Raw genomic sequence first — 3602 nt, 5'->3', positions numbered from 1 at the left:
TAGCGGATAAATAATGGGATTAATTTTTTAACGGTAGAAGATGTGATATTTATTCAAAGCGAAATATTATCTAATGCTTCTGTTACTGACATAGGGAAACTTGAGTCTGCGCTTAAACGCGCTGAACAGCACCATCATTATGAAAACATCAAGGATATTATTGAGTTAACAGCTATCTATGTCATTGGCATTGCTAAAGCACATGCTTTTCCTGATGGGCTTGGTGGGGATTTTGCGGTCGATGTCGTTTGGGGCGGCGTCGCACCCGGCGCGCGCGGGGGCGACGATGTTACCTTGGAAAACTTATGTCGAACAAAAACATCAAACTTGCTGAGCTTATGCAGCCCCAGTCGCACCCAGTACGTCAACCGGCCGGGTGCGTGATACTTTAAGGTGGTAGCAAGAAAGTGCGGTCGCGTAAGCGGCTGCATGCTCGTGCCAACACACATCAATAAAGCATTGCAAAAGTTCTTGGTATTGCCAAGTTGTTGAAGTCGTTGTCCACCACATAACCCAGCGATGAAGATAATTTCTGATTCGTCGGGAAGAAGTCCTATCAATCACCATAGATTTAACTTGCTCGCGTGCTTTGCGCAATGTTCGCGGATGAGGAACAAGGCGTATTGGCTCACATCTTTGATGCTCAGATGAAGTCTTACCCCCCCCCATTTTCGTTCAAATAATGAGCATTTTGGGGCGTGGTTATTGAATCATCATTAATGTGCGTTATGTTGGTATTATCTTCCGTTCGTGTCGGAAGAGCATTTGCGTACTAGCTTTTTAGTTTTCATGAAATGGTAATTGAAACGCTGAACCCTTTTGATTGTTGACCCTGGTTCAGGCGACCAAATATAGATCTGTGATTCAATTTGATACCTACGTTCGAAATTAGGTATTTCAGGATGATAAAGACTATAAATTGTACATTATCAATAGATTAGTAGCGCCAAGAAGGATTTGGGCAATGACCTGTAAATGTATTCGCTTGAGTAAGTATTTCCTAAAAAAATAATCATACGCGGCAGAAAGCGCTGTACTTCATAGCTATTGCTAATCAATTTATATGGTTCTGGCCAAATCCTCTACTCATTACAACGGGCAGGCATACGGTTCTATATCCCTTTATTTACGACTCGCAGCGGCAATAATCAATATTCAGATATACCTGGTATTTTTTAAATGCTGAAAAAAGACCTATGTTTGCCCTGCCAAGATTGAATTCCAAGCTGGAAAAATTAATGTTGAAGGCTTTATTTCTTATCGAACTCGTACAAAAGATTGCAAACATTGTTGCCTTAAATCCGATTGCAAGGTACCACAAGTAAAATTAGACATGGAAACAGAAGAATTTAAGAAAGAACTAAGGGAACGTTTATGGAAAATAGAAGGAGTTATGAATGAACTTAAAAACTATCATTGTTTATCCAGAGCTAAAACGAGGGGCTTAAGCGAAATCCAAATTCAAGCGTATATGGCTGCAATAGCCATTAACGTCAAACGATTGGTTTTTTATATTTTCTTTTGGGTACTACGGAATCTTAAAAAAGATCAAATAGTAGTCACCTTTTACAACAGGCCGGTACGTTATCTAGCCCAAATAATCTTATAAAATTAACTGAATATGGCTTGCAAAAAATTGGCTTTTAAAAAACAAATCATTTAACTACTATTTGACAAAGCACAGTTAAGGGATCTCTATGAAATTTGAAATTATTCCAATACAAGAAATACATATTGAAGGTTTTTGGTCTGCCATAGATAGTGTTGCTCGCGAACGTAATTTTCTTGCCTTTTTGGAAGGCCCTCCAATTCAAATGACTAGAGATTTTGTATTAGAGCATATTAGAGATAATTGGCCACAATTGATCGCAATTCATAATGATAAGATTGTAGGCTGGTGTGACATTAGTCCACTTGACCGCCCTGTTTTTGCCCATACGGGCTCTTTGGGTATAGGTGTATTGGCTCAATATCGAGGCAAAGGGCTTGGAAAAGCATTAATTGGTAAGGCACTCAAAGAAGCAAAAAGAAAAGGATTAACCCGTATTGAACTTACTGTTCGTGAAAATAATAAACCTGCTATTTCTCTCTATGAAAAATTTGGTTTTGTTATCGAAGGTATTCAAAGAAACGCTGTTTGTATCGAGGGTAAATACGAAAACCATGTATTGATGGCCTTACTCTCTTAACTGTTCGCTTACATAATTCAAATGCTTTGACCGCCGAAATATGCGAGCAGTATGATTGTGCGCTTAAATTATCATGTCACGCCCGTTATTTGAGATTGCTTTTAGCGAGTTGTTAACTGTTGTTGCTCTATTTGACAGTTAGAAATCGTAAAAGTGATTTCATATGTAAGTAACAAATTATCCCTTTGTGGTTGGTGATTGACTTAATAGATCTTTGCCAATATTATGAGTTCAGTAATGAACTGATGAAGCCTCTCAACGTATATGATAGAAACATGGATTGTGTATGATTTATCAAGTTCCACAAATAAATATTCCCGCATATGATGCAGCTGGACAAGGATTGGTTGTCGAGTTCAAGCTAACCTTTATTCCAAAAAGTGAATTTCTAATAAATACTACCGGTGATGTTTCGGGAGGAACCGATCAGCGGACTCAGGATGAAGTACGACGGCAAATTGGTGAAAAACCGAAATTAGATGAGCTCCCTAATGAAAGCTAAATCTGGTTGTGCCAACCATACCTATGGGGTCAGGGTTGAATTCTGACTGTTAAATACAAAATTCAACCCTGGCTCCTAGGTTCCTTACTGAGGTAGTTAATTTGACAAGGATTGCAATGGCTAAGAGAAATATAGTAAGCATCAGGTTTCTTCTTTGTAATGCAGTATTGGGTATTGCTTCAATGCTCTTGGCTTTTAATTGTACTTATGCTGCCGATATTGAGGAAAAGAAAACTATTATCACGGTTATGGAGAAAGAGTTTAAGATAGATGGGAAGGGGGAAAAACAAAAGAATTTCAATTAATATTTACTCACCCTGATGGCAGCAAAGATAATAAAGGATATTTTGGTAATAAAGGAGATATGTTTAATGTTAGGGTTGAAAACAAAACATCTGTACCAATTACGATTCACTGGCATGGATTGATTGTTCCCAATAATCAGGATGGCGTGCCAGAGGTTACACAAGTTCTGATACAACCTGGTCAAAATAAACATTTTAATTATAAATTACTGCAATCAGGTACTTACTGGATGCATTCTCATCAAAAATTTCAAGAACAAAATCAGTTGTCAGCACCATTAATTATTTACGATGACAAGAATGAATACAAGGGATTGCAAGAAGTGATTATGTTTCTCGAAGATTTTACTTATAGTAATCCTCAGACATTATTTGACAATTTGAGAAATGTCAAAATGACTATGAGTAACAAACCAAGTGGAAGTGATTTAAATGATATTGATTATGATGCGTTCTTAACAAATAAAAAACACTAAATGCGGCGGATGTTATTCCAGTTCAGCCAGCAAAAAAAGTCAGAATTCGAATTATAAACGCCTCTTCTGCGACTAATTTTACAATTGAGACGGGGAATCTGAAAGCCGCATTAATCGCTGTAGATGGTGA

Annotated in this window: 7 protein-coding genes and 1 pseudogene; 7 read left to right on the top strand and 1 reads right to left on the bottom strand. The window is 37.7% G+C overall.

Annotated elements, in window-relative coordinates; translation table 11 throughout:
* The first annotated feature begins 6 nt into the window (after positions 1 to 6).
* Positions 7 to 384: a Fic family protein gene (locus BN58_RS23710; protein WP_332247948.1), complete on the top strand. Its 378-nt coding sequence runs from the start codon at positions 7 to 9 to the stop codon at positions 382 to 384.
* Here the strand turns inward: BN58_RS23710 and BN58_RS30755 are convergent.
* Positions 337 to 669 carry a hypothetical protein gene (locus tag BN58_RS30755; protein ID WP_156812446.1) on the bottom strand — a complete coding sequence of 111 codons (333 nt, stop codon included), beginning with the start codon at positions 667 to 669 and terminating at the stop codon, positions 337 to 339. The genes BN58_RS23710 and BN58_RS30755 overlap by 48 nt on opposite strands.
* Before the next feature lie 393 nt (positions 670 to 1062).
* Between BN58_RS30755 and BN58_RS33635 the strand changes: the two are divergent.
* The 6 genes and pseudogenes from BN58_RS33635 to BN58_RS33620 all read left to right on the top strand — a co-directional run.
* Positions 1063 to 1592 (top strand): annotated as a pseudogene (locus BN58_RS33635) (transposase); the annotation flags it as partial.
* A 105-nt stretch (positions 1593 to 1697) separates the two neighbouring features.
* Positions 1698 to 2189: a GNAT family N-acetyltransferase gene (locus BN58_RS09175; protein ID WP_019216559.1), complete on the top strand. Its 492-nt coding sequence runs from the start codon at positions 1698 to 1700 to the stop codon at positions 2187 to 2189.
* Positions 2190 to 2532: 343 nt separating this feature from the next.
* Positions 2533 to 2691, top strand: coding sequence for a hypothetical protein (locus BN58_RS09170; RefSeq protein ID WP_232220483.1), 159 nt, complete (start codon positions 2533 to 2535; stop codon positions 2689 to 2691).
* A 116-nt stretch (positions 2692 to 2807) separates the two neighbouring features.
* The gene (locus BN58_RS33630) at positions 2808 to 2996 is read left to right on the top strand and encodes a hypothetical protein (protein WP_019216557.1); all 189 of its coding nucleotides are present in this window, start codon (positions 2808 to 2810) and stop codon (positions 2994 to 2996) included.
* Between the two features lie 59 nt (positions 2997 to 3055).
* Positions 3056 to 3472, top strand: coding sequence for a multicopper oxidase domain-containing protein (locus BN58_RS33625; protein WP_019216556.1), 417 nt, complete (start codon positions 3056 to 3058; stop codon positions 3470 to 3472).
* 14 nt (positions 3473 to 3486) lie between these two features.
* A partial coding sequence (locus BN58_RS33620; RefSeq protein WP_332247947.1) for a cupredoxin domain-containing protein occupies positions 3487 to 3602 on the top strand: 116 nt, incomplete at its 3' end.

Source organism: Legionella tunisiensis (assembly GCF_000308315.1).
GTDB lineage: Bacteria > Pseudomonadota > Gammaproteobacteria > Legionellales > Legionellaceae > Tatlockia > Tatlockia tunisiensis.
The sequence above is the reverse complement of the archived record's forward strand: the minus strand, read 5'-3'. Positions and strand labels throughout refer to the sequence as shown.

Coding starts and splice junctions, on each gene's coding strand:
- BN58_RS09175 (WP_019216559.1), top strand. CDS start 1,698: ATGAAATTTGAAATTATTCCAATACAAGAAATACATATTGAAGGTTTT.
- BN58_RS30755 (WP_156812446.1), bottom strand. CDS start 669: ATGGGGGGGGGTAAGACTTCATCTGAGCATCAAAGATGTGAGCCAATA.
- BN58_RS33630 (WP_019216557.1), top strand. CDS start 2,808: ATGGCTAAGAGAAATATAGTAAGCATCAGGTTTCTTCTTTGTAATGCA.
- BN58_RS33625 (WP_019216556.1), top strand. CDS start 3,056: ATGTTTAATGTTAGGGTTGAAAACAAAACATCTGTACCAATTACGATT.